General features: G+C 69.0%; 26 protein-coding genes and 1 other RNA gene. 14 read left to right on the top strand and 13 right to left on the bottom strand.

The window, feature by feature from the left end:
• The first annotated feature begins 5 nt into the window (after positions 1-5).
• A complete protein-coding gene (locus ACSFA7_RS29985; protein ID WP_435502710.1) occupies positions 6-1,466 on the top strand; it encodes a UdgX family uracil-DNA binding protein in 1,461 nt (486 codons plus the stop codon).
• Positions 1,463-1,978, top strand: a complete 516-nt coding sequence (locus ACSFA7_RS29980; RefSeq protein WP_435502709.1) for an ureidoglycolate lyase — start codon at positions 1,463-1,465, stop codon at positions 1,976-1,978. The genes ACSFA7_RS29985 and ACSFA7_RS29980 overlap by 4 nt, the downstream gene beginning before the upstream one ends.
• On the opposite strand, the gene ACSFA7_RS29975 is transcribed toward ACSFA7_RS29980, so the two are convergent.
• Genes ACSFA7_RS29975 through ACSFA7_RS29945 form a run of 7 tightly spaced genes read right to left on the bottom strand, consistent with a single transcriptional unit; the run spans position 1,975 to position 9,273 of the window.
• Positions 1,975-2,355, bottom strand: coding sequence for a cupin domain-containing protein (locus ACSFA7_RS29975; protein WP_435502708.1), 381 nt, complete (start codon positions 2,353-2,355; stop codon positions 1,975-1,977). The genes ACSFA7_RS29980 and ACSFA7_RS29975 overlap by 4 nt on opposite strands.
• Before the next feature lie 57 nt (positions 2,356-2,412).
• Entirely contained in the window at positions 2,413-3,591 is a 1,179-nt protein-coding gene (locus ACSFA7_RS29970; RefSeq protein ID WP_435502707.1) for an amidase, read from the bottom strand.
• Between the two features lie 25 nt (positions 3,592-3,616).
• Positions 3,617-4,606 (bottom strand): ABC transporter ATP-binding protein, encoded by a 990-nt coding sequence (locus ACSFA7_RS29965; protein WP_435502778.1) that lies wholly within the window; start codon positions 4,604-4,606, stop codon positions 3,617-3,619.
• A gap of 38 nt (positions 4,607-4,644) precedes the next feature.
• On the bottom strand, positions 4,645-5,694 hold the full coding sequence (locus tag ACSFA7_RS29960; protein WP_435502706.1) for an ABC transporter ATP-binding protein: 1,050 nt from the start codon (positions 5,692-5,694) through the stop codon (positions 4,645-4,647).
• 4 nt (positions 5,695-5,698) lie between these two features.
• Positions 5,699-6,601: an ABC transporter permease gene (locus tag ACSFA7_RS29955; RefSeq protein ID WP_435502705.1), complete on the bottom strand. Its 903-nt coding sequence runs from the start codon at positions 6,599-6,601 to the stop codon at positions 5,699-5,701.
• Between the two features lie 19 nt (positions 6,602-6,620).
• Positions 6,621-7,574: an ABC transporter permease gene (locus ACSFA7_RS29950; RefSeq protein WP_435502704.1), complete on the bottom strand. Its 954-nt coding sequence runs from the start codon at positions 7,572-7,574 to the stop codon at positions 6,621-6,623.
• Between the two features lie 37 nt (positions 7,575-7,611).
• Complete coding sequence (locus tag ACSFA7_RS29945) at positions 7,612-9,273, bottom strand: ABC transporter substrate-binding protein (protein ID WP_435502703.1); 1,662 nt, start codon at positions 9,271-9,273, stop codon at positions 7,612-7,614.
• 228 nt (positions 9,274-9,501) lie between these two features.
• On the opposite strand from ACSFA7_RS29945, the gene ACSFA7_RS29940 reads away from it, so the two are divergent.
• From ACSFA7_RS29940 to htpX, 5 genes are all read left to right on the top strand, one after another.
• The gene (locus ACSFA7_RS29940; RefSeq protein WP_435502702.1) at positions 9,502-10,218 is read left to right on the top strand and encodes a peptidoglycan-binding protein; all 717 of its coding nucleotides are present in this window, start codon (positions 9,502-9,504) and stop codon (positions 10,216-10,218) included.
• Between the two features lie 43 nt (positions 10,219-10,261).
• Entirely contained in the window at positions 10,262-11,293 is a 1,032-nt protein-coding gene (pyrC, locus tag ACSFA7_RS29935) for a dihydroorotase (protein ID WP_435502701.1), read from the top strand.
• Entirely contained in the window at positions 11,290-12,102 is an 813-nt protein-coding gene (locus ACSFA7_RS29930; RefSeq protein WP_435502700.1) for an NYN domain-containing protein, read from the top strand. The genes pyrC and ACSFA7_RS29930 overlap by 4 nt, the downstream gene beginning before the upstream one ends.
• A gap of 4 nt (positions 12,103-12,106) precedes the next feature.
• Positions 12,107-12,832: a DUF3025 domain-containing protein gene (locus tag ACSFA7_RS29925; protein WP_435502699.1), complete on the top strand. Its 726-nt coding sequence runs from the start codon at positions 12,107-12,109 to the stop codon at positions 12,830-12,832.
• A gap of 150 nt (positions 12,833-12,982) precedes the next feature.
• The gene (gene htpX, locus ACSFA7_RS29920; RefSeq protein WP_013539363.1) at positions 12,983-13,855 is read left to right on the top strand and encodes a protease HtpX; all 873 of its coding nucleotides are present in this window, start codon (positions 12,983-12,985) and stop codon (positions 13,853-13,855) included.
• Between the two features lie 93 nt (positions 13,856-13,948).
• Here the strand turns inward: htpX and ACSFA7_RS29915 are convergent, their stop codons facing one another.
• The 5 genes from ACSFA7_RS29915 to cysK all read right to left on the bottom strand — a co-directional run bounded on the left by ACSFA7_RS29915 (position 13,949) and on the right by cysK (position 18,769).
• Positions 13,949-14,875: a ProQ/FinO family protein gene (locus ACSFA7_RS29915; protein ID WP_435502698.1), complete on the bottom strand. Its 927-nt coding sequence runs from the start codon at positions 14,873-14,875 to the stop codon at positions 13,949-13,951.
• A 65-nt stretch (positions 14,876-14,940) separates the two neighbouring features.
• The gene (locus ACSFA7_RS29910) at positions 14,941-15,564 is read right to left on the bottom strand and encodes a flavin reductase family protein (RefSeq protein ID WP_435502697.1); all 624 of its coding nucleotides are present in this window, start codon (positions 15,562-15,564) and stop codon (positions 14,941-14,943) included.
• A 9-nt stretch (positions 15,565-15,573) separates the two neighbouring features.
• Positions 15,574-16,131, bottom strand: a complete 558-nt coding sequence (locus ACSFA7_RS29905; protein ID WP_435502696.1) for a VUT family protein — start codon at positions 16,129-16,131, stop codon at positions 15,574-15,576.
• A complete protein-coding gene (locus ACSFA7_RS29900; RefSeq protein WP_435502695.1) occupies positions 16,131-17,777 on the bottom strand; it encodes an NAD(P)/FAD-dependent oxidoreductase in 1,647 nt (548 codons plus the stop codon). The genes ACSFA7_RS29905 and ACSFA7_RS29900 overlap by 1 nt, the downstream gene beginning before the upstream one ends.
• 71 nt (positions 17,778-17,848) lie before the next feature.
• On the bottom strand, positions 17,849-18,769 hold the full coding sequence (gene cysK, locus ACSFA7_RS29895) for a cysteine synthase A (protein ID WP_307510640.1): 921 nt from the start codon (positions 18,767-18,769) through the stop codon (positions 17,849-17,851).
• An 85-nt stretch (positions 18,770-18,854) separates the two neighbouring features.
• Here cysK and rnpB point away from each other — a divergent pair.
• From rnpB to ACSFA7_RS29860, 7 genes are all read left to right on the top strand, one after another.
• Positions 18,855-19,214, top strand: an RNA gene (rnpB, locus tag ACSFA7_RS29890) — RNase P RNA component class A.
• A gap of 169 nt (positions 19,215-19,383) precedes the next feature.
• A complete protein-coding gene (locus tag ACSFA7_RS29885) occupies positions 19,384-19,827 on the top strand; it encodes a MarR family winged helix-turn-helix transcriptional regulator (protein ID WP_435502777.1) in 444 nt (147 codons plus the stop codon).
• Entirely contained in the window at positions 19,828-21,942 is a 2,115-nt protein-coding gene (locus tag ACSFA7_RS29880) for an FUSC family protein (protein ID WP_435502694.1), read from the top strand.
• Entirely contained in the window at positions 21,939-22,145 is a 207-nt protein-coding gene (locus ACSFA7_RS29875) for a DUF1656 domain-containing protein (protein ID WP_013539373.1), read from the top strand. Before ACSFA7_RS29880 ends, ACSFA7_RS29875 begins: the two co-directional genes overlap by 4 nt.
• Before the next feature lie 13 nt (positions 22,146-22,158).
• Positions 22,159-23,070, top strand: a complete 912-nt coding sequence (locus tag ACSFA7_RS29870; RefSeq protein ID WP_435502693.1) for an efflux RND transporter periplasmic adaptor subunit — start codon at positions 22,159-22,161, stop codon at positions 23,068-23,070.
• A 4-nt stretch (positions 23,071-23,074) separates the two neighbouring features.
• Positions 23,075-24,547, top strand: coding sequence for an efflux transporter outer membrane subunit (locus tag ACSFA7_RS29865; RefSeq protein WP_435502692.1), 1,473 nt, complete (start codon positions 23,075-23,077; stop codon positions 24,545-24,547).
• Entirely contained in the window at positions 24,544-25,752 is a 1,209-nt protein-coding gene (locus ACSFA7_RS29860; RefSeq protein ID WP_435502691.1) for a multidrug effflux MFS transporter, read from the top strand. The genes ACSFA7_RS29865 and ACSFA7_RS29860 overlap by 4 nt, the downstream gene beginning before the upstream one ends.
• A gap of 4 nt (positions 25,753-25,756) precedes the next feature.
• Here the strand turns inward: ACSFA7_RS29860 and ACSFA7_RS29855 are convergent, their stop codons facing one another.
• On the bottom strand, positions 25,757-26,338 hold the full coding sequence (locus tag ACSFA7_RS29855) for a hypothetical protein (RefSeq protein WP_435502690.1): 582 nt from the start codon (positions 26,336-26,338) through the stop codon (positions 25,757-25,759).
• Positions 26,339-26,346: the final 8 nt, after the last annotated feature.

Genomic DNA, 26,346 nt, shown 5'->3' with positions numbered 1-26,346 from the left:
CCGCGATGCACGTGCGGCTCGATGACCCGGTCGATCTCGACGCTTTTCGCCGCCACGCGCGGCAGTTGCTCGCGGCGGGCGTGGCGCCGGATTGCGTCGAGTGGAATGGGGAACAGGCGGGCGACGGCGCAGCCGATCTCTTCGGCGCGCCGCACGACCTGGCGCCGTCCGCAATGCCCGCTGCCGGCGCGCGGCATGCCGTGCCCGCATCCTTTGTCGCGCTGTGCGGCGACGTGATCCTGCACCGCGCCCCGCAACGCTTCGCGCTCCTGTACCGCCTGCTCTGGCGCCTCGCGCACGAGCCTGCGCTGCGGCACGACCCGCTGGACGCCGACATGATGCAGGCCCAGCTGATGGCCAAGGCCGTGCACCGCGACATCCACAAGATGCGCGCCTTCGTGCGCTTCACCCGGGTCATGGGGGAAGACGGGCTCGAGCGCCACGTTGCGTGGTTCGAACCCGACCACCACATCGTTGAGGCCAACGCCCCCTTCTTCGCGCGCCGCTTCGCGCAGATGCGCTGGGCCATCCTCACGCCCGAGCGGTGTGTCGAATGGAACGGCGAAACGCTGGCCTTCGGCGAGGGCGCCGACCGCCGCGAGAAGCCGCCGCCCGATGCGGGCGAGCAGCTCTGGCTCACCTACTACGAACACATCTTCAACCCCGCGCGCCTGAAGGTCGCGATGATGCGGCGCGAGATGCCGCGCCGCTACTGGCACAACCTGCCCGAGGCCGCGCTGATCCAGCCGCTGACCGACGCGGCCGAGGCGCGCAGCCAGTCGATGATCGATGCGCCGCCCACGCCCGCACGCCGCATCCGGGCGCCCATTGCGCTGCACTTGAAGCCGGCCGTGGGTGTGGCGCCCGCCGACTTGGCCGAGTTGCGCGCGGCAACGCATGCCTGCCGCGATTGCCCCATCGGCGCGCTCGCCACCCAGGCGGTGTGCGGCGAGGGCCCGCTGGCGCCGCAACACATGCTCGTCGGCGAACAACCCGGCGATCAGGAAGACCTGATGGGCCGCCCCTTCGTCGGCCCGGCCGGCCAACTGCTCGACCGGGCGATGGCGCAACTGGGATGGGCGCGCGACAGCGTGTACCTGGCCAACGCCGTCAAGCATTTCAAGTACGAGCTGCGCGGCAAGCGGCGCATCCACAAGACGGCGGCGCAGCGCGAGGCCCTGGCCTGCGCGCACTGGCTCGACAGCGAGATATCGCTCGTCAGGCCGCAGGGGCTGGTGGCGCTCGGTGCCACGGCTGCGCGCGCGCTGTTGGGACGGGCAGTGGCGGTGCAGGCCGAGCGCGGTGCGTGGCTGCATGAGCGCAGCGATGGCAGGCCGGTGTTCGTGACCCTGCATCCTTCGGCGCTGCTGCGGCTTGCGGACGGCGAGCGCGCCGAAGCCTACGCCCAATGGCTGGGCGACCTCGAACGTGCCCGCGGCACGGTTTCTGCTGCAATCGCGGCATGAATGCCGAATCGCCCATTGCCGCGCCGCTCGTCGCGCAACCGCTCACATCCACGGCCTTTGCGCCCTTCGGCACGGTGATCGAGGCTCCTGCCGGCGGAGGCCGTCTCATCAACAGCGGCAACGCACGGCGCTTCGACCTGCTCGGCGATCTGCAACTCGATACCGACGGCGGCCGGCCGATGCTCGCGCTGTTCCGCGCGCAGGCGCGAAGCTTTCCGCACGAGGTCACGGAGATGGAACGGCATGCGCTCGGCAGCCAGGCCTTCGTGCCGCTGGGCGAGCGTCGCTTCGTGATCGTGGTGGCGCGCGCGGGCGATGCACCCGAGTCGGCCAGCGACATCTCGGCCTTCATCACCGACGGGCATCAAGGCGTGGTGCTCGCGCCCGGCACCTGGCACCACGCGCTGCTGGCGGTCGATGCGGGGGACTTCGTGGTGATCGAGCGTGCCGCAGACGCTGTCGATTGCGATGTGTGCTGGCTGCGCGCGCCGGGCAGCGTGGTGCTGAACTAGACCGGGCGCAACTGATCTGCGAGCGAGCGCGTCTTCTCGGTGACGGTACTGCCGGTGTGCAGCGTGGTCTTGCGCTCGATGAGCATCAGGTGGCATTCCTCGTCGGCGACCGGGTTGTGCCGCACGCCCTTGGGCACGACGAACATCTCGCCTTCGCCGAGTTCGACTAGCCCCGCTTCCATCTCGATGCGCAGGCGCCCCTTGAGCACCATGAACAGCTCGTCCTCGTCGTCATGGCTGTGCCAGGCGAGCGAGCCGTGGACCTTGGCGACCTTGATGTAGGCGTCGTCGACTTCGGCGACGACGCGCGGCGACCAGAACTCGGTGAGCGAGGCGGCGATTTGCTTGGGGGTGGTGACCTGGGTATTGTTCGACATGGCGCTTCTGTGCGGAACGTGGGAACGCCAGCCTAACCCAGGCCGCATGGCCCTGTATTACCCCGCGATACGCTCGGCCAGCGCGACCAGCGACCGGTCCGACCCCGCCGGCCCCAGCAGTGAGATGCCCAGCGGCGCGCCATCGCGTGTCGCGAGCGGCATCGAGAGCTGCGGAAAGCCGGCCAGCCCCGCAATGCACAGCAGCCGGATCGCGCGATTGCGATAGTCCTCCATCGACGCCTCGCTCTCGCTGCGCAGCGGTGCGATATCGGGCATGGTCGGCATCAGCAGCACGCCGTCGGTACCGAGCAGGGCGCTCAGGTGCGCGCGAAACGCGGTGTGGAAAACCCGCGCGGTCGCCACCTGCGCATCGGTCACTTCGCGCGACCACGCAAAGCGCTCGGCCACGCCCGGGCCGAGCGGCGGCGCGTAGCGTTCGATCAGCGGGCCGTCAGTGGTCCAGGCCTCGCGCGATTGCAGGTAGCGGAAGTTCCAGTACATCGCATCGAAGGATTCCAGCGCCACCGTCGTTCCTTGCGCGGGGCCGAGCAGGCTTTGCACGCGATCGGCCGCGCCTTGCAGCGCTGCGGCCGCGGCAGGCACGGCCAGTGCCCAGACGTCGTCGGGCCGCAGCAGCCGCACGCGCTCGGGCAGGGCCTGCGCATCGGCGCCGAGCAGCACATCGGCCACGCGTGCGAAGGTGCCAACGTCGCGGGCGAACCAGCCGCAGGTGTCGAAGCTCGGCGCGAGGTCGAGCGCGCCTTCCAGGCTCACCAGGCCGTGCGTCGGGCGCAGACCGTACAGGCCGCAGTGGTTGGCTGGTGCGCGCACCGAACCGCCGGTGTCGGTGCCGAGCGCGAAGTCGCACAGATTCGACGACACCGCCGAGGCCGACCCCGACGACGAGCCGCCCGTGATGCGCAGCGGCGCGCCACCATTGACCGGTGCGCCGAAGTGCGCGTTGTTGCCGTTCATCGAGAACGCGAGCTCGTCGGTCACGGTCTTGCCCGCGAAGCGCGCGCCGGCATCGAGCAGTTTCTGCACCGTGGGCGCGGTGCGGGTCTTGATGCCCGACATCGCCAGCACGATCGGGTTGCCGCCGCCGGTGGGATAGCCGGCCACGTCGAACAGGTCCTTGGCGGCAAAGCTCAGGTCCGACAGCGGGCCGGTGCTGGCGCGCGCCACCGGCGCATCGGGGTAGGGAACGAAGGCGTGGGCGGGATCGTGCAATGGCATGGCGATGGACGTGAAGAAGGAAAGTTCAGGCAACCAGCACGGGCGCAATGGCGGCGGCGGCCTCCGTGTGGATGCAGCGTACACGGTGATTCAGCGCGAGCTCGATCACCGGCGGTTGCGCGGCACGGCAGGCATCGCTTGCGAGCGCGCAGCGCTCGGCGAAGGAGCAGCCGGGCGGCAACGCCGAAAGATCGGGCGGCGCACCGCCGATGGTTTCCAGCCGCGTGCCGCGCGCGAGTGCGCCGTGCGCCCGGCTCTTGAGCAGCGCGATGGTGTACGGATGCCGCGGCGAGCGGATCAGCTCGCGCACCGTGCCTTCCTCGACGATGCGCCCCGCGTACATCACCGCGATGCGGTCGGCCACTTCGACAGCCGCGCCGATGTCGTGCGTGACGAAGATCACCGAGAGGCCGAGGTCGCGCTGCAACTCGCGCAGCAGCAACAGGATCTGGATCTGCACCGTGGCATCGAGCGCCGTGGTCGGCTCGTCGGCCAGCAGCAGTTGCGGCTTGCAGGCGAGGGCGAGCGCGATCATGGCGCGCTGGCGCATGCCGCCCGACATCTCGTGCGGATAGGCCTGCAGCCGCCGTTCGGGGCTCGGAATTCGAACGCGTTCGAAGAGGGCCAGCGCGCGCTGCTGCGCCTCGGCCTGGCTCACGGGCTCGTGGCGACGGATCGACTCGACGATCTGCGCGCCCACCGAATACACCGGATCGAGCGCGAGCAACGGCTCCTGGAAAATCATCGAGGCGACCTTGCCGCGAAAGTCCGCGAGTTCGCGCTGCGACATCGCGAGCACGTCGCGGCCCGCCACTTTCACCAGCCCGCCCATGCGGGTGCGGCGCTCGGGGTGCAGGCGCAGCAAGGTGCGCATGGTCACGCTCTTGCCGGAGCCCGATTCGCCGATCAGCGCGACCACCTCGCCGCGCTGTACTTCGAGGCTCACGCCGCTGACCGCATGCACGGGTTTGCGGCCGCCGCTGAACGTGACGCTCAGGTCACGCAGCCGGACCATGGGGCCGGTGGCGGCAGTTTCTGTCTCTGCTGCTGTGCTCATGCGGCCTGCCTCTGCAAGAAGGGTTGCGGCTGTGCCATTGGATGCCCGCTGCCCGCCTCGTGAACCAGGCAGCTCACCGCATGTTGCGAATCCGTCGCGATGCGCTCGGGAACGACCTGGCTGCACACCGGCGCCGCGATCGAACAGCGCGGATGGAAGCGGCAACCCGACGGCGGATTGATCGGGTTCGGCGGATCGCCCGCGAGCGCCGCCACCTCGGTGCGGTTGTCCGGGTCCATGGACGGCATCGAGGACAGCAAGGCGCGCGTGTACGGATGCGCGGGCGTTTCGTACAGCGCATCGGCGGGGCCGATCTCCGCCACCTGCCCCAGGTACATCACCATCACGCGGTCGCTCACATAGCGCACCACGTTGAGGTCATGGCTGATGAAGACGTAGGTGAGGCCGAACTCCGTCTTCAGGTCGAGCAGCAGGTTGATGACCTGCGCTTCTACGGATTTGTCGAGCGCCGACACGGCCTCGTCGAGGATCACCATGCGCGGCTGCAATGCGAGCGCCCGCGCGATGTTCACGCGCTGCCGTTGCCCTCCGGAAAGCTCATGTGGATAGCGCTCGGCAAAGCGCTGCGGCGCCAGGCCCACGCGCGCCAGCAGGTCCCGCGCCCGCGCCACCGACTCGCGCCGCGACACGCCATGCACCTGCGGCCCGAAGGCGACCGAATCCTCGATGGTGAGGCGCGGGTTGAGAGAGGCGTAGCTGTCCTGGAACACCATCTGCACCTGGCGGCGGAATTCTTTCAGCGGCAGGTCGCGGCTGCCGACTTCGCGGCCGTCGAAGATCACCTCGCCGCGTGTCGGCTCGATCAGTTGCATCAGGAGGCGCGCGGTGGTCGACTTGCCGCATCCCGATTCGCCGACCACGCCGAGCGTCTCGCCCTTCATCACTTCGAAGTCCACGCCGTCCACGGCGCGCACCACGCCGCCGCCGCGGCCCAGCGGGTCTTTCTTGAGCGGGAAGTGCTTGACCAGGCCCGTGATGGTGAGGAGCGGCTGCGCGGGGCCGCCGATGTCTTTCAGAGCTTCCATGGTTTCAGCCCTTGTTGTCCATGGCCGAACGCAGGCCGTCGGACAGGAGGTTGAAGGAAATCGAGGTGATGAAGATCATCACCCCCGGCAGCGCGGCCACCCATGGCTGCACGTAGATCGCGGTGCGCAGCGTGTTGAGCATCAGGCCCCACTCGGGCTCCGGCGGCTTCACGCCCAGGCCCAGGAACGACAGGCCCGAGGCCAGGATCATCGACACCGCGATGAGACTCGTGGCGTACACGAAGATCGGCCCGAGCACGTTGCCCAGCACATGCACCCGCACGATGGTGAAGGGGCTGGCGCCCGAGGCGCGCGCCGCCTCCACATAGTCGCGGGTGCGCACCTGCGTGGTCACGCTCTCGGCCACGCGTGCGATCTGCGGAATGAACACGATGGTCAGCGAGATCAGCGAATTGACCACGCCCGCACCCAGCGTGCCCGAGAGCGCGATGGCCAGCAGCACCGAAGGGAACGCGTAGAACACGTCGATGGTGCGCATGATCAGCGTGTTGGTGAGACCACCCGCATAGCCCGCGACGATGCCGATCACCGTGCCCAGCACGAAGGCGCAGAGCACCGGCGTGATGCCGATGAAGAGCGACAGCCGCGCGCCGACGATCAGCCGTGAGAGCATGTCGCGACCCAGCTCGTCGCTGCCGAAGGGCAGGCCCTCGGTGCCGATGGGCTTGAGCCGCTTGAGCATCGACGACTGGTACGGGTCGGACGGCGCGAGCCAGGGGCCGAACACCGCGAGCGCGATCAGCAGCAGGACGACGATGGCCGCGCCGACCGCGACCGGGTCGCGGCGAAAGCGCAGCCAGACCGAGGCCCAGTAGCCGCGCGAGCGTTGCGCCGGCAGCGGTTCGACGGCCGCGGCGGTGGGAGAAGAAGCGAGCACGGTGGACATGGCTTGTCGGCTTCCTTCTTCAGGCGCGCGCGATGCGCGGATCGAGCAGCGTCTGCAGCACGTCGACCAGCAGGTTGAGCACCACGAAGAACATCGCCAGCACCAGGATCGTTCCCTGCAGCAGCGGCAGGTCGCGCTGGAAGATGGCCGAGTTCAGCAGGAAGCCGGTGCCGGGCCAGGAGAACACCGTCTCGATCAGGATCGAGCCGCCCAGCAGGTAGCCCAGCTGCAGGCCCATCACGGCCAGCGCCGTGGGCGCCGCGTTCTTCACCATGTGGCGGAACACGCCCAGGTGCGTGAGCCCCTTGGCGCGCAGCCCGACGATGAACTCCTGGTCGAGGATGTCGGCCACCAGCGCGCGCACCGTGCGCGCGATGATGCCCATCGGAATCACTGACATCGTGAGCGCCGGCAGCAAGAGGAACTGCAGGTGCTCCCAGTTCCAGGCCCAGTCGTCCGAGCCGCTCGGGCCGGCGCCCGTGGCCGGCAGCCACATGAGCTGCGACGAGAACACGATCACCATCACCATGCCCAGCCAGTAGTGCGGCACGCTCACGCCGAGCACCGAGAACATCGAGGCGAAGCGGTCGATCCACGAATTGCGGAAGTAGCCTGCCACGAAGCCGAAGAGGCAGCCCAGCACGAAGCCGATGAAGGTGGCCACCACCGCGAGGCGCAGCGTGTTGCCCACCGCGGTGAACACCTCGCCGGCCACCGCGCGGTTGCTCGCGATGGACACGCCCAGGTCGCCGTGCAGCGCGCGCCAGACCCACATGGCGAACTGCTCGGGCAGCGAGCGGTTGAAGCCGTAGAGCTCGCGCAACTGCGCCTGCAGGTCCGCCGAGGCGTCGGGCGGCAGGATCGACACCAGCGGATCGCCGGGCGCGATGTGCACGAGCAGGAAGCACACGAGGGCCACGCCGATCATGATCGGCACGGCGTAGATCACGCGGCGCAGGAGGTAGGTGAACATGGAGATGGCTGGCTCGTGGCTGGCTGGAGGGAAACGCTCAGTCCATCGTCATGGTCGCGATGTCGATGAACCAGCTTTTCGGCTGCACCACGTTCTTCACCTTGGCCGACATGGCGCGCGGGCCCACGTCATGCGCGATCCACACGAACGGTGCGTCGTCCACGATGTGCGTGTGCAGTTTCGCGAGCGCGGCGTCGCGCGCCTTGTCGTCGAAGCTGGTGCGCGCATCGGCCACCAGCTTGTCGACCTCGGCGTTGCCGTAGTAGCCCCAGTTGTTCGACACCGGCGGGAAGGCCTTGGTGCTCACGAAGCGCACCATCGCGAAGAACGGGTCCATCGCCGCGAAGCTGATGTTGACCGCGTTGGCGCCGTTGGCCGACGGGTCCTTCGCGCCCTTGCGCCAGTTGGTGAAGAGCGTGTTCCATTCGATCACGTCGAACTGCACGTCGAAGAAGCACTGCTTGAGCGACTGCTGCGCGAATTCGTTCATCGGCAGCGGCTGCATCTGGCCCGAGCCCGAGGCCGAGATCTGCACCTTCACCTTGATCGGCTTGGCCGCCGAGTAGCCGGCCTGCGTCATGAGGGCCTGCGCGGCCTTCACGTCGTAGCGGATGTCGAAGGTGGGCTTGCCGAACCACGGGTGGCCCGGCGGCACCGTGCCCTTGGGCTCGGCCATCATGCCGCCCAGCAACTGCTTCATGCCACCGCGGTCGATGCACAGGTTGGCGGCCTGGCGCACGCGCTTGTCGAGCCAGGGCGAGCCTTCGGCGAACGACAGCTGCCACGGCCACACATGCGGCTGCGCATTCGAATAGATCTTGAAACCGCGCTGCGTGATCTGCGCCATGGCGTCGGGCGAGGGCGCCTCGATCCAGTCGACCTGTCCGCCCAGCAGCGCGGCGGTGCGGGCGTTGGCTTCGGGCATGGGGATCATCACGACCTTGTCGATCTTGGGCACGCGCCTGGCGTCCCAATAGGTCTTGTTGGCGGCGAGCTCCAGGCGTTCGCGCGCCACGAAGCGCGTGACCTTGAACGGGCCCGAGCCGGCCGGGTCGGCGGCGAAGGCGGTCCAGGCGGCCTTGGCCTTGTCGGCGGGCGTGGCGCCGGTCGCCGCGTCGAACTTCTTCTGCCAGTGCGCAGGCGAAGCCATGAACAGGTTCGACAGGTTGATCGGCAGGAAGGCGTCGGGCTCGCTGGTGGTGAGCTCGACCGTCATGTCGTCGATCTTGCGGGCGGACTTGAGCGTGGGCATGCGCGAGGCGGTGACGCCGACCTGGCTCGGGTCGAACTGCGGCGCGTCCTTGTCGAGCACCTTCTGCACGTTCCACACCACCGCATCGGCATTGAAGGCCGAGCCGTCGTGGAACTTGACGCCGGGGCGCAGCTTGAAGACCCACTTGGTCTTGTCCTTCGCGTCGACCGTCCATGTGGTGGCGACGCCGGGAATCAGCACGCTGGGCGCATCGGCCTTCGACAGATCCCACTGCGTGAGCGCGTCGTAGATCGGTATGCCGGTGAAGCGGTTGCCTTCGAAGCCCTGGTCGGGCTGGCCGAGGGTGCGCGGAATGTCGGCCGCGGTCATGGCGATGCGCAGCGTTTTTTCCTGGGCCAGCGCGGCGGGCGATGCGAAGACCAGGATGGCAAGTGCCGCGCAGGCGGCCAGGGGTTTCAGGGACAGGGCGGGGGCAGCACGCTTCACATGGAACTCCGGTGTGGGGATGACGGAAAGGGCGAAAGAAAATCTCAAGCACGACATGTGCCAGCCGGCGCAGAGGCCCCAGACATGTGCTGGCTATTGCGGGCTGATCGCGGCGATGCCGCCATCCCGGCTATGCCATCCGACCGATAGACGCAGCGGCGCCCCGCTTTCCACAATGCAGCCGCCCCGCTTCGAGAGACAAAGTCGCGTGGGCGAGGGCAAGAACCGATGACAACACTGAGACAAGGCTCGCGCGGGGCCGATGTCCGCAGGCTGCAGGAGGCCCTGAACAGGAAGCTGCAGCCCGGACCCGGGCTCGTGATCGACGGCGACTACGGTCCGTTCACCCGGATGGCCGTGCGCCGGCTGCAGGCTGCGAACTGGCTCGTCGAGGACGGCGAGGCCGGCCCCTGTACGCAGAACGTCGTGTTCGGCTGCGAGGGCCGCGTGCCGATCCTGCATCCGGTCGCGCTGATCCCGCAGCCCGCGCCCGCCCTGTGCTGGGCGGCCGCCGCGGCCATGATCACGCGCTCCACCGTGCCGGCGGTGGTCGCGCGCACGCCGGGCGAGCTGATCGCCGAGGACGGCGGGCTGCGCAGCTTCGCGGACGCCGACGAGGCGATGACGGCCGATGCGCTCTTCGCGTCCGCGCACGGCCTGGCGCTGCAGCAGCCGGCGGTGTCCTGGACGGTCGGCGCCATGCGCACCGCGCTGGAGAACGGGCTGCTGATGTTCGACCTGCGCTGGGGCGCCAAGGGCCATGCGGCGGGCTGTCCGGGGCACATGGTCGTCGTGGCGGGCATTCGCGGCGACGGGGACGCCGGCACCACGCTGCGCGTCTTCGATCCCTGGCCGCCGAACAAGGGTGCGCGCTGCTCGGTCAACCATGCGAGCTGGAGCCGGCACACGGCCGGGAATATCTGCAGGGTGTTCCTGCACGCGTAACCCGGAGGGCGCCGCGGGGAGGCGGTGCGACAATCCCCGCGCCATGACAGACACCCTCACGATCACCCGCCCCGACGACTGGCACCTGCATGTGCGCGATGGCGCCGCGCTCGAAGCCGTCGTACCGCACAGCGCGCGCCAGTTCGGCCGCGCGCTGATCATGCCGAACCTGCGTCCCCCCGTGACCACCGCCGCACAGGCCGTGGCTTATCGCGACCGCATCCGCGCCGCGGTGCCTGAAGGCATCGCCTTCGAGCCGGTGATGTCGCTCTACCTCACCGACAAGCTGCCGCCCGAGGAAATCGCCCTGGCCGCCGAAGCCGGCGTCCGCGCGCTCAAGCTCTACCCGGCCGGCGCGACCACCAACAGCGATGCCGGCGTGACCGACATCCGCAAGACCTACAAGACGCTCGAAGCCATGCAGAAGCACGGCTTGCTGCTGCTGGTGCACGGCGAGGTGACCGATCCCGCCATCGACCTGTTCGACCGCGAGGCCGTCTTCGTCGACCGCGTGATGATTCCGCTGCGCCGCGACTTCCCCGAGCTCAAGGTGGTGTTCGAGCACCTCACCACGAAAGAGGGCGCCCACTACGTGCGCGATGCCGACCGCTTCACGGCCGCCACCATCACCGCGCACCACCTGCTCTACAACCGCAACGCCATCTTCACCGGCGGCATCCGTCCGCACTACTACTGCCTGCCGGTGCTCAAGCGCGAGACGCACCGCGTCGCGCTGGTGGAGGCGGCAGCGAGCGGCAGCGACCGCTTTTTCCTCGGCACCGACAGCGCACCGCACCCCGCGCACCTGAAGGAGCACGCGCTCGGCTGTGCCGGCTGCTACACCGCGCTGACCGCCATCGAGCTCTACGCCGAGGCTTTCGACGGCGTGAATGCGCTCGACAAGCTCGAAGGCTTCGCGAGCTTCCATGGCCCCGACTTCTACGGCCTGCCGCGGCACACGGACACCGTCACGCTCAAGCGCGAGACCTGGACCGTGCCCGAGACCGTGCCCTACGGCGAAGCCACGCTCAAGCCCTTGCGCGGCGGCGAAACCATCCACTGGAAACTCGTATGACACCCACGCTGCGCGTGATGCTCCTGATCGATGCCGACAACGTCTCGGCCGACGTGATCGAGCAAGCCGTGCAGCGCACGATGGACGAGTACGGCGCCATCCATGTGCGCCGCGCTTATTGCAATGCCGAGATGGCGGTCAATCGGCAGGCGCTGTTCAAGCAGCTTTCGGTGCGGCCGATGGTGAATCTCTCGGCGGGCAAGAACAGCACCGACATCGCGCTCGCGGTCGACGCGATCGACCTCGTGATCGCCGAGCGGCCCGACGTGGTGGTGCTGGTGTCCTCGGATTCCGACTTCGCGCCGCTCGTGAGCCGGCTGCGCGAGAAGGGCTGCCGTGTCTGCGGCATCGGCCAGCAAGGCAAGACGGGCGACGAGACGGTGGGGGTGTACGACAGCTTCATCGATCTGGCGCACCACAGCGCGAAGCCTGCGGCCCGCACCGTGGCCGCCAAGAAGGTCACGGCGAAGGTGCCTGCGGTGAAGACTGCGCGCGCGAAGAGCACCACGACGGCGCCTGCGAAGAAAGCGGCAACGAAGACGGCCGCCAGGAAGACGACGCGGGCCGCGGCGGAGCCCCAGCCCTCGCAGCAGCCGGTCTCCGAAGCTGCCGAATTCATCCTGCGGGCCGCGCCCGCCCTGCGCAGCGGCAAGGACGTGCCGCTCAACGACGTGGCGAAAGCCTTGCGCACCGCAGGCCTCCTCAGCAAGAGCGGCAGTTCGCTCAAGCTGTTCGACAAGCTCACCGCGGAGTTCGCCGTGCTGCAGCACCCGGACCGCATCCGCTGGACGGGCGCTTCCGCGCTCTGAGTCGATGCTGCCGGCGGTCGACTGGGCGCAGCCCTGGCTCGCGCCCTATCGCGCCCATGGCGAAGCGGCTGCGCAAGCCATGAGCGACACATCGGTCGCTTCGGCACTGCAGGCCATCAAGCCGCCCTCGGCGCCCGACTTCGTGCATCAGGACAACCTGCCCGCCGGCCAGGCCTACGAAGCGCACATCTTCCAGACCCGCACCGTGCCGACGCGCGACAACCTGCACGACTTCTTCAACGGCCTGGTCTGGCTCGCGTTTCCCGAGTCCAAGCGACGCCTCAATGAACTGCAGGCCGCCGAGATTGCCCGCACCGGCATCGGCGCCACGCGCGGCCCGCTGCGCGACGCGCTCACGCTGTTCGACGAGAACGGCGCGGTGCTCGATGCGCCGCCCGCGCTGTGGGAGGCGCTGGTGGCGCGGGACTGGCACACCCTTTTCGTGACGCGGCGCGCCCAGTGGTCCGACGCGCGGCTGCTCGTATTCGGCCATGCGCTGCTCGAAAAGCTCGTCGTGCCCCGCAAGGCCGCGACGGCGCACGTGCTGCTGCCGGACGCTGCGCATTCGAACACGCTGGATGACGCCGCGCTGGCCCGGCGCCTGGGCCCGGATTGGCTCGCGCAAAAGCCCTTCGTGCCGCTTCCCGTGCTGGGCGTACCGGGGTGGTGTGCCGGGAATGTGTCGGCCGAGTACTACGACGATCCGAAGGTCTTCCGCCCCCGTCCGTAGAACTTTTGCTCCTATCATTGCTCTACCCGCAGCCGCCATGCCGGGGCCGCGTCAGTATTCAAACAACAAAGAAGCGCTCGCAATACCGCATGGCTTGAAGAGGGCCCGCCGGCCCTCATCTGAGCGGCAGTTCCCCACGGAGAATTCAACTTGAAACGTATCCTTCTGTTCGTTTTGACCAATGTGATGGTCGTCGCAGTGCTCGGCATCGTCGCGAGCCTGCTCGGCGTCAACCGCTTCCTCACGGCCAACGGCCTGAACCTCACGGCGCTGCTGGGCTTCGCGCTCATCATGGGCTTCGGCGGTGCATTCATCTCGCTGCTCATCAGCAAGCCCATGGCCAAGTGGACCGCCGGCCTGCGCATGATCGACAACCCCCAGTCGCCCGACGAGGCCTGGATCGTCGCCACCGTGCGCAAGTTCGCCGACAAGGCCGGCGTCGGCATGCCCGAGGTCGCGATCTTCGAGGGCGAGCCCAATGCCTTCGCCACCGGCGCCTTCAAGAACTCCTCGCTCGTCGCCGTCTCCACCGGCCTGCTGCAGAACATGACGCGCGAAGAGGTCGAGGCCGTTATCGGCCACGAGGTGGCGCACATCGCCAACGGCGACATGGTCACGATGACGCTGATCCAGGGCGTGATGAACACCTTCGTCGTGTTCCTCTCGCGCGTGATCGGCTACGCGGTCGACAGCTTCCTGCGCCGCGGCGACGACCGCTCCTCGGGCCCCGGCATCGGCTACTACGTGAGCACCATCGTGCTGGACATCGTGCTCGGCTTTGCCGCCGCGATGGTGGTGGCCTGGTTCTCGCGCCAGCGCGAGTTCCGCGCCGACGCCGGCGCCGCCGCGCTCATGGGCCAGAAGCAGCCGATGATGAACGCGCTTGCGCGCCTGGGCGGCCTGCCGGCCGGCGAACTGCCGAAGGCCGTGGAAGCCATGGGCATCACCGGCAGCATCGGCAAGCTGTTCGCGACGCACCCGCCGATCGAGGAGCGCATCGCTGCGCTGCAGAACGCGCGCTGACATCACCGCGGCGCCGCCGCCGAAAGAAAAAAACCGCCAGTTTTGCCTGGCGGTTTTTTTATGGGCGGTTGACGCCCGGAGGCGCCTGGCGTGTCAGTCCGCAGCGGGTTCTGTGGGCTCCGTGGGGGTAGCTGGTTCTGCAGCCGCAGCCGGTGCTTGCCTTTCGGCGCGCGCATGCTGCAGCGTGCGCGCCACCTCGCCCGGCTTCATGCCGTACATCTCGGCGAACTCCTGCTCGGTGCGGCCGCTGGCCTCGAAGGCGCGCAGCAGCGCCTCGCGCTTGGCGGCCTGTTGTGCGAGCTCCGCCAAGGCTTCGTCGACCACCGCATTGTTGTTCGCATCGCGCGAGCGCACGAGCACGGCATAGGCTTCGCGGTCCAGGCCCGAGGCCTCGATCGCCTTGGCGATGCGCGCCACCAGTTGCGGGCGCAGGTCTTCACCGGGGTTGCGATGCATGCGGCGGCGGTGCAGTTCGAGGATGGCGTGGTGCACATGCTCGGGCGCAACCGGGTCGAGCGCATTGCCGTCGAGGTCGTGGCGCGCGAGGCCCGCGGCCACGCTTTCGAGGTAGCGCGTCGAGCGTGCGTGCTGGCCCATCGCGATCTTCAGGTCTTCGGCCTTGAAGTCTTCCGGGTGGCGTGCGATCAGCTCCTCGTACACGCCCAGCTTCAGCGGCACGAAGCGTGCGCCGAAGAGCTGCGGGTACAGCTCGAACAGGCGCTCGAGCACCGGGTTGACCTTGCGCGGCGCGCGTTGGGGTTGTTGTTGCTGACCTTGCGCTTGCGGCTTCCGGGCCTGCTGCTGTTGACGGGGCTGTTGCCCTTGCCCCTGCGGACGCGGCTTCTTCTCGCGCGGCGGCCGCTGTTCTTGCTGTTGCTGCTCGGCCGGCGCTTGCGCGTCGGCACCTGCATCGGCACTGGCGCCGGTCTTCAGCTGTTGCAGCTGTTCGGCGAGGTCCGGGCGCTGGCGCCGTGCGTTGCGCGCGTTCGTGTTCGGGGCTGCGGTGGATGCGTCGGTCATACGGTGGGGCTCGGCGGTGGGCGCGATGGGATGAAAGGGGAACAACAGAAAAACCGGTTCTGCGCTCAGCGCGGCCGGAACATCCTGAACATATTGTCGGGGCTGATCTCGAAATAGTCGGCCGGACCGCCGCCGCGCAGGATGGGCTGCGCCGCCGCGGTGTCGTAGATGCCGTTTTTCAGCAGGTGGTGCGCGATGTGCACACCCACCACTTCGCCGAGGACCAGCCAGGTCTGCACCGGCACGCCGTCCACGCCTTCGAGCTGGACGATCTGCGTGAGCCGGCACTCGAAGGACACCGGGCTCTCGGCCACGCGCGGCACGGCGATCTGCTTGGAGGCCGCCGGCGTGAGGCCGGCGAGCTCGAACTCGTTCACCTCGGGCGGCACGGCCGCGCACGACTGGTTCATTCGCTCGGCCAGCGGTCGCGTGGCGAGGTTCCAGCCGAACTCGCGCGTCTGGCGGATGTTGTGCAGGCTGTCCTTCGCGCCGATGCTGGCGAAGCCGACGATCGGCGGCGTGTAGTTGAAGGCGTTGAAAAAACTGTAGGGCGCGAGGTTGAGCACGCCGTTCTCGTCCTGCGACGAGATCCAGCCGATGGGGCGCGGGCCGACCATCGCGTTGAACGGATCGTGCGGCAGGCCGTGGCCCTTGGCGGGCTCGTAGAAGTGGAAGTCGTCGCTGGACATCGTCGTCTTTCAGTGGCTCAGGGCCGAGGCACGCGCGGCTTGCCGCCCGATCAACAGGCGGAACGGCAGCAGCATCAGCACGCCGACGCCGAGCTTTACCGCGAGGTCGCCCGCGGCCCAGGTGAGCCAGGGTCCGTCGGTGCCCGCGAAGGCGATGCCCCAGAACACGATGCTGTCGAGGACCGCTGCGATCACCGTCGCCACCAGCGGCGCGCGCCACCAGAGGCCGCGGCGCAGGCGGTCGAACACGCGGATGTCGAGCAGCTGCGAGGCGATGAAGGCCAGGCCTGAGGCGAGCGCGATGCGCATCGGCGCGAGCAGGAGCGACGCGACGATGGCCACCGCGAAGCCGACCCATGCCACGCGGCGTGCCATGCTAGGGCCAAAGCGCCGGTTGACGAGATCGCTCACGAGGTAGGCCACCGGATAGGTGAAGGCGCCCCAGGTCAGCCAGTCGTTGATGGCGAACTGCACCAGGATGTTGGAAGCCAGCACCACCGCGGCCATGGCCAGTGTGGCGACGGCGAATTCACCGGCGGTGGGGCGTGCGAAGTGCGCGGCGTGCATCAGGCCTTGACCGTGCGTTCGCGTTCCGCGGCGGCGAGCACATTGCGCGCCACCGCTTCGGCCACCTTGATGCCGTCCACGCCGGCCGAGAGGATGCCGCCCGCGTAGCTCGCGCCTTCGCCGGCGGGGTACAAGCCGCGCACGTTGAGGCTCTGGAAGTCGTCGCCGCGCGTGATGCGGATCGGCGACGAGGTGCGCGTTTCCACGCCGGTGAGTACCGCGTCGTGCAGGTCGAAGCCTTTGATCTTGCGGCCGAAGGCGGGAAAGGCTTCGCGCATCGCCTCGATGGCATAGGCGGGCAGGGCCTCGCGCAGGTCGGTGGGCGTCACGCCGGGCTTGTACGAAGGCGTCACGCTGCCGAGCGCGGCCGAGGGCTTGCCGGCCACGAAGTCGCCGACGAGTTGCCCCGGCGCGTGATAGTTGCTGCCGCCGAGCACATAGGCGTTCGATTCGAGTTCGCGCTGCAGCGCGATGCCGGCGAGCGCATCGCCCGGGAAATCCTTCGGGTCGATGCCGACCACGATGCCCGCATTGGCGTTGCGCTCGTTGCGCGAGTACTGGCTCATGCCGTTGGTGACCACGCGCCCCGGCTCGCTGGTGGCCGCGACCACCGTGCCGCCCGGGCACATGCAGAAGCTGTAGACCGAGCGGCCGTTGCTCGCGTGGTGCACCAGCTTGTAGTCGGCTGCGCCCAGCAGCGGGTGGCCCGCGTGGCGGCCCCAGCGCGCGCGGTCGATGAGGCCTTGCGGATGCTCGACGCGAAAGCCGATGGAAAAAGGCTTGGCCTCGATGTGAACGCCGCGCGCGTGCAGCATCGCGAAGGTGTCGCGCGAGCTGTGGCCGAGCGCCATCACGACATGGTCGGCGCGCAGCTCGCTCGACTGGCCAGTGGTCTGGTCGAGCACGGTGAGCGCACGCAGCTGCCCGTCTTCGATGCCCACATCGGTCACGCGCTGCTCGAAGCGGATCTCGCCGCCGAGCGCGACGATCTGCTCCCGGATGTTCTCCACCACCTTCACCAGCTTGAAGGTGCCGATGTGCGGGTGCGCGACATAAAGGATTTCGGGCGGCGCGCCGGCCTTCACGAACTCTTCCATCACCTTGCGACCGAGGAAGCGCGGATCCTTGATCTGGCTGTAGAGCTTGCCGTCGGAAAAAGTGCCGGCACCGCCTTCGCCGAACTGCACGTTCGACTCGGGGTTGAGCACGCTCTTGCGCCACAGGCCCCAGGTGTCGCGGGTGCGCTGGCGCACGGTCTTGCCGCGTTCGAGCACGATGGGCTTGAAGCCCATCTTGGCGAGCATCAGCGCCGCGAAGATGCCGCAAGGGCCGAAGCCGATCACCACGGGGCGGCTCGTGCCTTCGGGCGCGTCGGCCGGCGGCACGTAGACCATGTTCGGGGCGGGCTGGATGTGCGGGTGGCCGGCGTGCCTGGCGAGCAGGGCGGCTTCGAGCTTCGCATCGGCCAGCTGCACGTCGCAGATGTAGACCGTGAGCAGGTCCACCTTGCGTGCATCGAAGCTGCGCTTGAAGACGGTATGGGAGGCGATCGCTTCGAGCGGGACGTCGAGGGTCCGGGCGATCAGGGTGACGAGCGCTTCAGGCGCGTGGTCGAGCGGGAGTTTGAGTTCGGAGATTCTCAGCATGGCGGTGGCTTGTGGTTATCAAGCAGACCGCGGATTTTACGCGCCGGGGCGCTATGAAAGAGATAGCTGGATCAGGCGGGCAGGAAGCCCTCGACCGAGAGGTACCGCTCGCCCGTGTCGTAGTTGAATCCCAGCACCACCGCATCGGGCGCCAGCGAAGGCAGCTTCTGCGCGATGGCCGCGAGCGTGGCGCCGGACGAGATGCCCACGAGGATGCCTTCCTCCTGCGCGCAGCGGCGCGCCATTTCCCGGGCCGGTTCGGCATCGACCTGCAGCACGCCGTCGAGCAGCGAGGTGTCCAGGTTCTTCGGAATGAAGCCCGCGCCGATGCCCTGGATCGGGTGCGGCGACGGCGCACCGCCCGAAATGACGGGCGAGGCCACCGGCTCCACCGCGAACACCTGCAGCTTGGGCCACTTCTTCTTGAGCACCTTCGCCACGCCGGTGATGTGGCCGCCCGTGCCCACGCCGGTGATGATCACGTCGATGCCGTCGGGAAAATCGGCCGCGATTTCCTCGGCCGTGGTGCGCACATGCACCTCGACGTTGGCCGGGTTGTTGAACTGCTGCGGCATCCACGCGCCTGGCGTGCCGGCCACGATTTCTTCAGCGCGGGCGATGGAGGCCTTCATGCCGCCAGCGCGCGGCGTGAGGTCGAAGGTGGCGCCATAGGCCAGCATGAGGCGGCGGCGCTCGATCGACATGCTGTCGGGCATCACCAGGATCAGCTTGTAGCCCTTGACGGCCGCGACCATCGCCAGGCCGATGCCGGTGTTGCCCGAGGTCGGCTCCACGATGGTGCCGCCGGGCTTGAGCGCGCCGGACTTCTCGGCGTCTTCCACCATCGACAGCGCGATGCGGTCCTTGATCGAGCCGCCGGGGTTGGCGCGCTCGGATTTGATCCACACCTGTTGCTTCGCATTGCCGAACAGGCGATTGATGCGGATGTGCGGCGTGTTGCCGATGGTCTGGAGGATGTTCTGGGCCTTCATGGAAATCTCCTTGGATGCGGTTTGTCGACGGACACCGCGCATTGTGAGACCAGCGTGCCCGCGCGCCGGGCGATAATCGCGCTGTGAAGCACGCCAGACCGCCGCTGGTGCAAGCCCGAAAGGGACGCTCTGCCTTCGGGCATCGTGTCGAAAGACCGCACTGGAGGAACGTCCGGACTGCACAGGACAGCGCAGGAGTTAACGACTCTCCACCGTGAGGTGAGGATCAGAGCAACAGAGACGAGCCGATTCAGTTCGGGTGAAACGGGCAATCTCTGCGCGCAGCAACACCAAGTAGGCCAGTATCGAGGTGGTTCCGCTGAGCTGGCGGGTAGGTGGCATCGAGCCGTTTGGCGACAAACGGCCCAGAGTAATGGCGGTCACGTCGGGAGTTTCGCAAGAGACCTCCGATGCACAGAATCCGGCTTATCGGCGGGCTTCACACTTTTCTTCTTTCCCCCCGTTTTTTCTTTCCCGGTTCGCCGGCGCCCCAGGTGGGCGCCAGCGTGGCCGCTGCACGGATCGGTAGTTACCCGTATAATAGATAGCAAGCTAACTAATTGCTATCCGACGTGACTGCCTCCAAAACCACCCAGAGCCGCGAACACGCGCTCATGCACCTCGGCATGTCGCTGTCCACGCTGCAGCGTTCCTACCGTGCCGTGGCCGACAAGGCGGTCGCCCATGTCGGCGTGTCGCAGACGCTGGCCTGGCCCATCGTGATGATCGGCCGCATGGGCGACGGCATGCGGCAGGGCATGCTCGCCTCCGTGCTGGGCATCGAGGGACCGTCGCTGGTTCGCTCGGTCGATCAACTGGTCGAGGCGGGCCTCGTTCAACGCCTCGAAGATCCGGCCGATCGCCGCGCCAAGACCCTGCACCTCACACCCACCGGCGTGACCGCCTGCGCCACCATCGAAGCCGCGCTGAGCGAGATGCGCAACACGCTCTTCGAAGGCATCGGCGACGACGACATCGCCGCGTGCCTGCGCGTCTTCGCCACGCTCGAGGAGCGCCTGGGCCGCAACGCGCTGGCAACGCAGGAAGGCCGCAAGTAAATGACCGCGCTCCGCCTGCCGCGCTTCAGCCGCGCGGAGCTTCTGTTCTCCGGCAAGAGCTTCGCCGCCGCGATGCTCGCGATGTACCTGGCCAGCCGCGCCGGCCTGCCGCGTCCGTTCTGGGCGCTCATGACCACCTACATCGTGGCCCATCCGCTGGCCGGCGCGGTGCGTTCGAAGGCGGTGTACCGCTTCTTCGGCACGCTGATCGGCTGCACGGCGACGGTGCTCCTGGTGCCCGCACTCTCCAATGCGCCCGAGCTGCTGACGCTGGTGCTCGCGCTGTGGGTGGGCCTGTGCCTGTGCATCTCGCTCTTCGACCGCACACCGCGCTCCTACGTCTTCATGCTCGCGGGCTACACGGCCGCGCTGATCGGCTTCCCGTCGGTGCAGACGCCGCTGGTGCTGTTCGACACCGCCGTGGCGCGCGTCGAGGAGATCGGCCTCGGCATCTTCTGCGCCACGTTGGTTCACAGCCTCGTGCTGCCCACGGGTCTCGCGCCGACCGTGCTGGGCCTGCTCGACCGCACGCTGCAGGACGCGCGCAAGTGGCTCGGCGACCTGCTGCAGCCGGCCGGCCGCAAGAGCGATGCCGACCCCAAGCGCCTGGACGACGACCGCCGCCGCCTCGCGGGCGACATCACGCAGCTGCGCCTGCTCTCCACCCACGTGCCCTTCGACACCACGCACCTGCGCTGGACCGCCGGCGCGATCCGCACGATGCAGGACCGCGTCGCCGCGCTCACGCCCGCGCTCTCGGCCGTCGAAGACCGGCTGCTCGCACTCGAACAGGCCGAAGGCGCGCTCGCACCCGATGTGGCCGCCGTGCTCGCGCAGGCCGCGCAATGGCTGCGCGCAGAAGCCGAGCCCGCGAGCGACGACGTCTCGCGCGCCGAGCGCCTGCAAGCCTTGCGCGATGCCATCGCCGCACTGAGCGCCACACCGCCAGCCGAGACCGGCGCGCAACCCACCGCCTGGGGCCGCGCCCTGCGCATCGGCCTCGCCGGCCGCCTCGAAGAACTGGTCGACGGCTGGACCGCCTGCGCCCAACTGCGCCTCGACATCGACGAGGGCCTCAAGGGCGCCGCCCCCTTGCGCCGAACCGCCGCCCTCGGCAACCGCGCGCTGCACCGCGACTACGGCATGGCGCTGCTCTCCGCGCTCGCGGCTGTCATCGCCATCTGCCTTTGCGGCGCGTTCTGGATCCTCACCGGCTGGACCATGGGCTCGGTCGCCACCATGATGGCCGCGGTCTTCTGCTGCTTCTTCGCGACCATGGACGATCCGGTGCCGGCCATCCACGGCTTCCTGAAATGGACGCTGTGGTCCATTCCGATCTCCGCCGTCTACGTGCTGGTGCTCATGCCCACGGTGCAGGACTTCGGCATGCTGGTCGCGATCTGCGCGCCGCTCTTCCTGCTGCTGGGCTTGTACCTGCCGCGGCCGACGCACTTCATGCCCGCGATGGCGATGATCTTCGGCGTGGCCGGCACGCTCGCGATGCACGACACCGCCAGCGCCGACCTCGTGAGCTTCATCAACAGCATGATCGGCCAGATCGTCGGCGTGCTGGTCGCGGCCCGCGTCACGCGCCTGGTGCGCTCGGTGGGCGCCGACTGGAGCGCGCGCCGCATCCAGCGCGCGACCTGGCGCGAGCTCGGCGAGATGGCCGCTTCTTCGCAACCGCAGCACGCGCAGGGCGACGCCTACGCGGTGCGCATGCTCGACCGCATCGGCCTGCTCGCGCCGCGCATCGCGCAGGCCGGCGGCAGCGTCGAGGGCGTGGCTGCCGACGACGCGCTGCGCGACCTGCGCATGGGCGCCGACATCGCCGTGCTGCAGCGCGTGCGCGCGCAGTTGCCGCTGGCCACCTCGGCTGCGTTGCTGGGCGGCATCTCGCGCTTCTTCCGCCAGCGCGGCGAAGGCCGCATGACGCCGCGGCCGCAAGGCCTGCTGCCGCAGATCGACGACGCGCTCAATGCGGTGCTCGCCGCGCGCGACACCTCTTCGGCATCGCGCGCCGCCATCACCGCGCTGGTGGGCCTGCGCCGCAACCTGTTCCCTGACGCGCCGCCTTCGCTGGCAGCAGTCAAACCCCAAGGAGCCTCCACATGATCGGCGAAGCCAGTTTCTACGGCCTCTACCTGCCATGGCTCATGGTGCTCGCCGCCGGCGCGCTGCTCGCGCTCTGGGGCGTGCGGCGCCTGCTCGCGGCCACCGGCCTCTACCGCTGGGTGTGGCACCCGGCACTGTTCGACATGGCGCTCTACCTGCTGCTGCTCTATGCGCTGAGCCGCCTCACCTCCCACCTTCAATGACGAAGAGATTCCCATGACAGCCAGTTCTTCTTCAGACAACTCCCGGATACAGCGCCTGCTGCGCGTCCTCCTCACCGTGGCCGTGGTGGCCGCGGCCGTCTGGGCCGGCTTCCGGCTCTGGGATCACTACGAGCTCGCGCCATGGACGCGCGACGGCCGCGTGCGCGCCAACGTGGTCCAGATCGCGCCCGACGTGTCGGGCCTCGTCACGGCCGTGCCGATCCAGGACAACCAATCGGTCGCCGCCGGCACGCTGCTCTTCGAGGTGGACCGCGCGCGCTACGACCTGGCCGTGCGCCAGGCCCAGGCCGCGCTCTCCGCGCAGCGCGCCGCGAGTGCGCAGGTGCAGCGCGAGAACGCGCGCAACACAGGCCTGGACGAACTCGTCTCCAAGGAAGCGCGCGAACAGACCCGCTCGCGCGTCGAGCAGATGCGGGCCGCCGTCGCGCAGGCCGAAGTGGCGCTCGATTCCGCGCGCCTCAACCTGCAGCGTGCCCAGGTGCGCGCGCCAGCCGATGGTCTGGTCACCAACCTCGACCTGCGCCAGGGCAGCTACGCCGCAGCCGGCCGGCCGGTGCTCGCGCTGGTCGACGCGCAGTCGTTCTACGTCGAAGGCTATTTCGAGGAAACGAAACTGCCGCGCATCCACCTGGGCGACCGCGTGCGCGTCACGCCGATGGGCGGCGGCGCGGTGCTCGAAGGTGCAGTCGACAGCGTGGCCGCCGGCATCGCCGACCGCGACCGCTCCACCAGCGCCAACTTGCTGCCGAGCGTGAACCCGACCTTCAACTGGGTGCGGCTCGCGCAGCGCATTCCGGTGCGCGTGAAACTCGATCCGCTGCCCGAAGGCGCGCGGCTCGTGGCGGGCCAGACCGTGACCGTGCAGGTGCTGGAGCACGGCGCGGCCGCTCCGAAGAAGGGATGACGCCATGACTCGCTTCGCTTTTCGCATGGCCTCGTTGGCGGTGGTCGCCGGGCTCGCCGCGTGCGCAGCGGTCGGCCCCGACTACAAGCAACCCGCCGATGCGCTCGCCAGCCAGCCAGCCGCCGCAAAGCCCTTTGCCGAAGCGCCCGCGAATGCCGCGCCGCTGCCCCCGCACTGGTGGCGCCTGTACCACGACCCGCTGCTCGACAAGCTCGTCACGCAGGCCCTCGCGCACAACACCGACCTGCGCCAGGCCGTCGCGAACCTCGAACGCGAACGCGCCATCGAGTCCGAAGTGGCCGGCGCCGAGCGCCCTACGCTGGGCGTGAGCGGCGGCCCGTCGTTCGGCCACGTGTCGGGCCTCTCGCTGCTGCAGAAGGGCTACGAGCCGCCGAGCCGCTTCAACTACAGCGCGGGCGCATCGCTGTCGTACCAGGTCGACCTGTTCGGCCAGATCCGCCGCAGCATCGAAGCGGCCGGCGCCAGCACCGAAGCCGCCGCCGCCGCGCTCGACCTCGTGCGTGTGAACGTCGCGGCCGGTACCGCGCGCGCCTACGCCGAGGCCTGCTCGACGGGCCTGCGCCTGCGGATCGCAGAGAAGTCCGTTGCGCTGCAGCAAGACGCGGTGAACGTCACCGACCGCCTGCAGCGCGCAGGCCGCGCAGGCGTCATCGACACCGGCCGCGCGCGTGCGCAGCTCGAGCAGCTGAACGCCGCGCTGCCGCCGTTGAAGGCCGGGCGCCAGGGCGCGCTCTACCGCCTCGCCACGCTGACCGGCGCATTGCCGCAGGACTTTCCGCGCGAGGTGGCCGACTGCACCGTGCCCCCGCGCGTGGCAGGCACGCTGCCCGTGGGCGATGGCGCGGCCCTGCTGCGCCGCCGCCCCGACATCCGCCAGGCCGAGCGCAGCCTCGCCGCATCGACCGCACGCATCGGCGTGGCCACGGCCGATCTCTATCCGAAGGTCACGCTCGGCCTGTCGGCTTCGTCGGCTGGTCCGGCCGCCGACTTCGGCCGCAAGGACACGATGAGCTGGAGCATGGGCCCGCTGATCTCCTGGACCATTCCCAACACCGGCATCGCGCAGGCCCGCATCGCCGAGGCCGAGGCCGGCACGCGCGGCGCGCTCGCCAAGTTCGACGGCAGCGTGCTCACCGCGCTGCGCGAAACCGAAACCGCGCTCGGCACCTACGCCCGCGAACTCGACCGCCGCGCCGCGTTGCAGGCTTCGCGCGACGAGAGCGCGAAGGTCGCGGCGCAGGCCCGACAGCTCTACCGGAACGGCCGCACCGCCTACCTCGACGCACTCGATGCCGAGCGCTCGCTCGCGGCGAGCGATGCGGCCCTGGCGGCCAGCGAAGCGCAGCTGGCCGACGACCAGGTGGTGCTGTTCATGGCGCTCGGCGGCGGCTGGGAGCCGGATGAATCCAGCGCCGTTGCGCTCGACAGGAACTCGGCAGCGACCGTGAAGCAATGACCTCCACGGAAACGCCGTCGCAACGCCCGCACGCGCCGCTGTGGCTGCTCGCGCTGGTCACCTTCAGCGGCACGCTGGCGATGCACATCTTCGTGCCCGCCTTGCCGATTGCCGCGAAAAATCTCGGCGCCGGCATGGGCGCGATGCAGATGACGGTGAGCCTCTACATCTTCGGTCTTGCCGTGGGGCAGCTGCTGTACGGGCCGATGGCCGACCGCTTCGGCCGGCGCCCCGTGCTGCTGTTCGGGCTCGGGCTCTACTCGGCGGCGGGGCTCGTCGCCGCGCTCGCGCCCGATGTGCACGCGCTCATCACGGCGCGGCTGTTCCAGGCCATCGGCGGCTGCGCCGGCCTCGTGCTGGGCCGCAGCATCGTGCGCGACACGGCCGGGCCGCAAGAGGCCACGCGCCGCCTCGCGCTGATGAATCTGATGGTCACGGTCGGCCCGAGCATCGCGCCGCTGGTCGGCGGCGCGCTTGCCACCGCGCTCGGATGGCGCTCGATCTTCTATGCGCTCTTCACGCTCGGCATCGTCGGCCTGCTCTTCACCTGGCGCCTGCTGCCCGAGACCGGCACGCCGGGCGCGCGGCTCGATGCGTCTGCGCTCGCGCGCAACTACGGCGAACTGCTGCGCTCGCCCGCGTTCCTCGGCTTCTCGATCGGCGGCGGCTGCGCGACCACCTCGATGTACGCCTTCATCGCCTCCGCGCCGTTCATCTTCGTGGATCAGCTGCACCGCCCGGCGCACGAGGCGGGCATCTACCTCGCGATCCTGGTGTCGGGCGTGTGGCTCGGCAGCTTTCTCACGAGCCACCTGATCCAGCGTGTGCGCGTCGACCGCCTCATGATCCGCTCGAACGCGCTCAGCGTGCTCGCAGCCTTTGTGCTGCTGGGCGGGGTGCTGACGGGGCACCTGTCGGTGGCGCTGGCGGTGGGCACCATGTTCCTTTTCACCGTCGGCGCGGGCATGGCTTCGCCGGCGGCGCTGACGCAGGCGATCAGCGTCAACCCGCAGGTCATCGGATCGGCCTCGGGCCTTTATGGGTCCACGCAGATGGCGGTGGGCGCGCTGTGCACGGCGTTGGCCGGCATGGGCCACCAGAATCCGGCACTGGCCGCGGCCATCGTGCTGGCCGGGGCGGGCATCGTGGCGCAGCTGTCGTTCGGGATCGCGCTGCGCAGCCAGAAGCGCACAGGCGCGGCCTGAACGCTCAGCGCGTGAACAGCCAGCCGCCCTTGGGCTGGCGCATCAGCTCGTGGCGACGGATCGAGTGCTCCTCGCCGTCGTCGCCCACGTAGACCACCTCGAAGCGCAACAGCTTCGGCGACACCATCTTCCATTTCTGGATGCGCTTGACGGTCACGCAGGCCGTCTTGTCGTGGTACTGCATCTGCGCCATCGGGCCGCCCTGGAAGCCGGTGCCGTCGAACAGCCGCCCCGGCGCCGCGAAGGGGTTGAGCACGGCGCCGTTGCGCTCGGTGATGCAGCCTTCGGTCCGCACGAAGGACTCGATGGTCGGCGCGGCGCCGCGAACCACCTTGGCCACGCTCGGGCTGGGCGTCTTGCTGCCGATAGCTTCACGGATGCGCTCTACCTGCGCGCCGGTGATCGGTGCGAGTCCGTCCTTGGACACCACTTCGGTTGGAGGGGCGGGTGGGGGCGCGGCCGATGCGGCGGGCCCGGGCGCCGGCTGCAGCGAGGCGAAGAAACTGCAGCCCGCAAGCAGTGCCACGGGCACGATGGAGGCCAGTGCGGCGGCCGTGGTTCTGGTTTTGGTTCTTCTGAATTTCATGGCTTGGT

The organism is Variovorax trehalosi (assembly GCF_051216415.1).
In the GTDB taxonomy this organism is placed as follows: Bacteria; Pseudomonadota; Gammaproteobacteria; order Burkholderiales; family Burkholderiaceae_C; genus Variovorax.
The sequence above is the reverse complement of the archived record's forward strand: the minus strand, read 5'-3'. Positions and strand labels throughout refer to the sequence as shown.